The sequence below is a fragment of the Amycolatopsis sp. cmx-4-61 genome, assembly GCF_046548775.1.
Classification (GTDB): Bacteria; Actinomycetota; Actinomycetes; order Mycobacteriales; family Pseudonocardiaceae; genus Amycolatopsis.
Genome location: NZ_JAEBEI010000048.1, coordinates 1 through 5,052 on the forward strand (window position 1 = coordinate 1; position 5,052 = coordinate 5,052).

4 protein-coding genes are annotated in these 5,052 nt (G+C 67.6%); 3 read left to right on the forward strand and 1 reads right to left on the reverse strand.

Translation table 11 applies throughout. From position 1 onward, the window contains the following. Positions 1-198: 198 nt before the first annotated feature. Positions 199-2,748, forward strand: a complete 2,550-nt coding sequence (locus ACLJOU_RS46710) for a tetratricopeptide repeat protein (RefSeq protein WP_410575751.1) — start codon at positions 199-201, stop codon at positions 2,746-2,748. Positions 2,749-2,978: 230 nt separating this feature from the next. Here the strand turns inward: ACLJOU_RS46710 and ACLJOU_RS46715 are convergent, their stop codons facing one another. Further along, entirely contained in the window at positions 2,979-3,254 is a 276-nt protein-coding gene (locus ACLJOU_RS46715) for a hypothetical protein (protein ID WP_410575752.1), read from the reverse strand. Positions 3,255-3,426: 172 nt separating this feature from the next. Here ACLJOU_RS46715 and ACLJOU_RS46720 point away from each other — a divergent pair, with 172 nt between their 5' ends. Beyond that, positions 3,427-3,633 (forward strand): hypothetical protein, encoded by a 207-nt coding sequence (locus ACLJOU_RS46720; protein WP_410575753.1) that lies wholly within the window; start codon positions 3,427-3,429, stop codon positions 3,631-3,633. Between the two features lie 763 nt (positions 3,634-4,396). After that, the gene (locus ACLJOU_RS46725; RefSeq protein ID WP_410575754.1) at positions 4,397-4,837 is read left to right on the forward strand and encodes a histone-like nucleoid-structuring protein Lsr2; all 441 of its coding nucleotides are present in this window, start codon (positions 4,397-4,399) and stop codon (positions 4,835-4,837) included. Positions 4,838-5,052: the final 215 nt, after the last annotated feature.

Here is a 5,052-nt window from a genome sequence, read left to right on the forward strand (position 1 = left end):
CCAACGACCGCGCGAACACCTCCGGCTGGCGCGCCATGGCTCACCTCCACCGGCCAGCCTCGCGATCACCAGCTCGGATGTCCACGCGACACGGTTACCACGTCAACGTTCCTTGCCGAGGCACTAGCTGTCGCCGTCACCGGGCATGGCCATGCTGGCGCGGGCGGCACGGTGATTGGTGCGGTCGGTCAGCTCACTATGATCGCGGCCGCGGCCGAGCCGGGCCCAGCCGTGCTGGTAGAGCCGTTGCGTCCGGGCCGGGCCTCGGGCCTGCTCGTCGGCCGTGGGAACGAGGTGGACCAGCTGCTGGAGCTTCTCACCCCGGCTCCGGACCCGGCAGTGGTCAGGCCGGATGCGGGGCGCGGTGCGGTGGTGGTGTCGGCGGTGGCGGGGATGGGCGGCATCGGCAAGACCGCTTTGGCCGTGCACACCGCCTTGCTTGCTGCGGGTCGTGGCTGGTTTCCCGGTGGGGTGTTGCTGCTGGACCTCCGCGGCTACGCGCCCGGCCAGGCACCGGTGCGGTCGGAGCAGGTATATGCGTCGTTGTTGCGCGAGCTGGGTGTGCCTGCCGAGCGGATCCCTGGCACACCTGTCGAGCAGGCCGGTCTGTACCACCGGGTTCTTGACCAGCTCGCTACTGCGGGCGCGCGGGTGCTGCTAGTGCTGGACAACGCCGCCGACTCGACCCAGGTGCAGGATTTGCTCCCCCGCCAGCTCGCACATCGGGCGCTGATCACAACCCGCGACCTCCTGGGGCTGCCGGACGCACGCCGAATCTTCCTCGACGTCCTCAGCGTGGCTGGAGCGGCTGATCTACTGATCCGGCTGCTGCGGGCGGACAACCTTCAGGACCCGCGTCCGGACACCGAACCGACGGCAGTGGCGCGGCTAGTCGAATTGTGCGGGCGGCTGCCCTTGGCGGTGCGGATCGTCGCGGCGATTCTCACCGACGAACCCGCTCTCACCGTAACGGCGCTGGCCGACCAGCTCGCCGACGCTGAGACCCGCCTGCACGGCATGGCTTACGGTGGCGGGGATGTCGCCGCGGTCATCGATTTCTCCTATCGCCGCTTGGCCGCCCACGCCCCGGAAGCGACAGAGTTGCTGACGTTGCTGACGGTCAACCCAGGGCCAGACCTGTCCACCGAGACCGCCGCCGCAATCGCCGACATCCCCACCGCGGTGGCCGCGACGCGACTGCGGGCCCTGCGCGCGGCGTCGCTTCTGCAGCACACCCCGTCCGGCCGGTGGCAGCTGCACGACCTGCTCGCCCTCTACACCCGGCGCCACCTCGCGCTCAGCGCCGCAGATCAGGCCATCAGCCGTCTGCTTTCGTACTACTGTGCCGCCGCCGACGCCGCCGACGACCACCTGCGGGGCCTACCCGGCCAGCCGATTCAAGACCGGTTTGCCGGCCGACAGGAGGCCTTGGCCTGGTTCGACGTCGAACACACCAACCTCACCGCCGCCGTCGCTCACGCCCACCAGACTGGCTATCTCGACCACACCACCCGGCTTGCCGCATCTCTGAAGAGATATCTGAGATGGCGGTGGCATCTCAACGACTGGGTCACCGTCGCCACCCATGCTTCATCCGCCGCCGCCACATTCCCCGACCCGCAGCGACGGGCCATCGCGTCCAACAATCTTGGGCTCGCATTGCGGGCGACTCGACGGTTCGACGAGGCGATCACCGCCCACCAGCTGGCCATCGGCATCTACCGGGATGTGGGGGACCAGCATGGTGAAGGCCAGGCGTGGAACAATCTCGGCCTCGCGCTGCAAGAGGTGCGGCGGTTCGACGAGGCGATCGCCGCCCACCAGGAGGCTGGCAACATCTCCCGGAAGGTAGGCGACCGTCGCGGCGAAGGCCAGGCGTGGATCAACCTGGGCAACGCGTTGCGGGAGGTGCGTCGGTTCGACGAAGCGGTCTCCGCCGACCAGCAGGCCATCGACATCTGTCGTGAAGTAGGCGACCGCCGGGGCGAAGGCCAGGCTTGGACCAACCTCGGCAAGGCGCTGCGGGAGGTGCGTCGGTTCGACGAAGCGGTCTCCGCCGACCAGCAGGCCATCGACATCTACCGGGAGGTGGGCGACCGTCGCGGCGAAGGCCAGGCGTGGACCAACCTCGGCAACGCGCTGGGAGAGGTACAGCAGTTCGACGAAGCGGTCTCCGCCGACCAGCAGGCCATCGACATCTACCGGGAGCTGGGCGACCGTCACGGCGAAGGCCAGGCTTGGAACAACCTGGGGGTCGCGTTGTGGGAGGTGCGTCGGTTCGACGAAGCGGTCTCCGCCGACCAGCAGGCCATCGACATCTACCGGGAGCTGGGCGACCGTCACGGCGAAGGCCAGGCTTGGAACAACCTCGGGATTGCGTTGCGGGAGGTGCGCCGGTTCGACGAGGCGATCACTGCCCACCAACACGCCGGCAAGATCCATCGGGAAGTAGGTGACCGCCGCGGCGAAGGACGGGCGTGGAATAACCTCGGCATTGCGTTGCGGGAGGTGCAGCGGTTCGACGAGGCGATCACCGCCCACCAGAACGACCTCTCAATTTGCCGAGAGCTGGGCGACCGTTACGGCGAAGGCCAGGCCTGGTTCAACCTCGGGAGCGCATTGCGGGGAGTACGGCGATTCGACGAAGCCGTCAGCGCCTGGGGTGAGGCCGCTGCCGCCTTCGAAGACGCCGGGGATCAGAAGGCGGCTGCCCTGCTGCGGCGTCTCCATGGAGAAGGTCGGCCGTGACGGGAACGCAACCCGTCGACTCGGGTTCCACCCAGGGGGCGCCGCCCGGTGACGACCAAAGACGTCACCGGGAGGGGTCGGCGCCTCAGCTCGGGCCGATGTGGGGTCCGTTGGCGGGACCGGGCAAGTCCAGCTCGGCGGCGACAGTCATGACCACCATGTCGCCGTCATTTGTGACGAACGCATGCGGCGTGGTGCGACTGTAGGTTTGTCTTCCGGGTTGCTCGGGGCTAGCGGCCGAACCTACCAGTGGTGCGCTTTGATTCCCATCGATCGAGTTGATGGAGATCGTTCTTGTCATACCCGATCGACTTCATCGCTTCCTTGACCAGGCTGATGCCAAGCCCTACTACGTGGAGTTCACTCAGTACCTTGGGCATGAGCTCCTCCGTCTGCGGGTTCCGCCCCCAGCCATTATTGCCAAGATGGTCAAGGAAATCGAGTAGCTTGCCCTGCTCTTCGGTCAGTTCCGGAGGCCACGAAAATCCAGCAGGCTTCTGCACCATGTGCACAATGTACTCACTGATCGACGAAGTCGGCCGATGTAGCCGTTGATCCGGGAGTGTCGTTGGAGGCTAGGTTGCCTCAGTCGCGTCCGGGTGTGGTCGTCCATGGCCGGTCATGACCGCTCGATCGGGGGCTGGGTGTCACCGGTTCAATACAGGAAGGGTTCCCTGTGTGGAATCGCGTGAGTTTCGTGTGCTGCTGCCCTTCGATGTACCGTCCTCCCGGTATGCGGCGATCGTTCACGCCGTCGCGGCAGTGCTCGACGCTGCCGACGTAGCCTTGGAGTCGTCGATCTTCGTGGACGGCCGTGCTCGTGATGAGGAGATGAACGCGGCGTTCGACCGGTTCAGCGCGTTGTATCCGTGGGGCAACTGCTGACTTCGGCCCAGGAAACGAACCCGACAAGTCGAGGAGAGAGGGAACGCGCCGGCAGGTGTAGCAGGAGCGCGGTGGCCGCCGCGCGGGCGCGGATGCCTTGACTGGCGACGGCGAGGCCGAACCGCTTCCTGCCAAACTCACCACGTGACCCCGGGTCCGGGCGCCCGGCTCCGGCGTCGTGATACGAGGTGAGCCGTCTCAGCTCGTTACCTGCGCTGTTGCGCTTCATCACGTGACGATCGATCTCCAGCGTCAGAGGCTAGTGCTCGGCGGCACATCGGGGGGCGTTGTGCCGCCGAGCCAGACTGTCGATGATCGGGACGGTCGGGGGGCGTGCCGGACCGATCACCTCAGCACCAAGCAAGAGGAGGTTCGGCATCCGTAATACGTCTGGCGCTGGAGATCACCGAGACGGGTGACGCGCTGGTGTCCGGGGGCACGGCAGCGTGCTGGCCTGGGACCTGCCAGGCACCCGGCGTCACCCGCAGCCCGTGTCGCCATCGGCGCGCGGAGACGCGTCGGCGGGCGTCGGTGGTCCGAAAGTCGGGTCTGTCCACCCGGCCGGACCATCGGCACAGGCCAGGCGGGGCGAGGTATCCACCGCGAAGGCCCGCGACGGTGTTCGGGTCGTTGCTCGTTCGGCGGCGATGTTGTGGGCGTGCCGGACAGACCGCTCGGTCGGTCCGAGGGTAACGTCTGCCCAGATCCGGCCCTGGTCAACGGGGGCCGGGTTGATCGTGGAAATCGGTGAAGGGGTTCGGTGATGGCGCAGAAGGTGCGTGTCGAGGTGCTCGACGATCTGGACGGCGGCGAGGCGGCGGAGACTGTCGCGTTCGGTCTGGACGGGGTGTCGTACGAGATCGACTTGTCGGCGGAGAATGCCGAGGCGCTGCGCGGTGAGTTCGAGCGTTTCGTCCAGGCTGCCCGGCGGGTTGGCGGCCGGCGGGTGAAGGTCGCGCTCGGCCAGTCCATCGGCGAGGCCACCAGGTCGTCGGTAACCGGGCAGGGCAACTCTCGGGAGTACAACCAGCAGGTGCGAGAGTGGGCCGCGGCGAACGGGTACGAGGTCGCTGAGCGTGGTCGGTTGTCGAGTGAGGTGATCGAGGCGTACGAGACCGCTCGTACGGCGCCCGCGAAGGTGGAGGCGGAACCGGCTGAGAAGCCGGCGCGGAAGCGGGCACCGCGGAAGAGGGCAGCGGTCTGAGGCGGCGCGCCGGGCCGCGATGACGTCTCGTGCTGGCGGCCCACGGTGTCAGGTGACGCGCCGATGCCCGGAGCCGGACAGGGCATCGGCCCCGTTACCTTCTTCGTAGTTCCTGATCAAGGAGCTGTGGTCACCAGGCCCGGCATGACTCAGGCCCCCAGTCGCTCGCATGATCCGGGGGGTGGTGTCACCGGGTCTGGTGGCATCGAGGGACC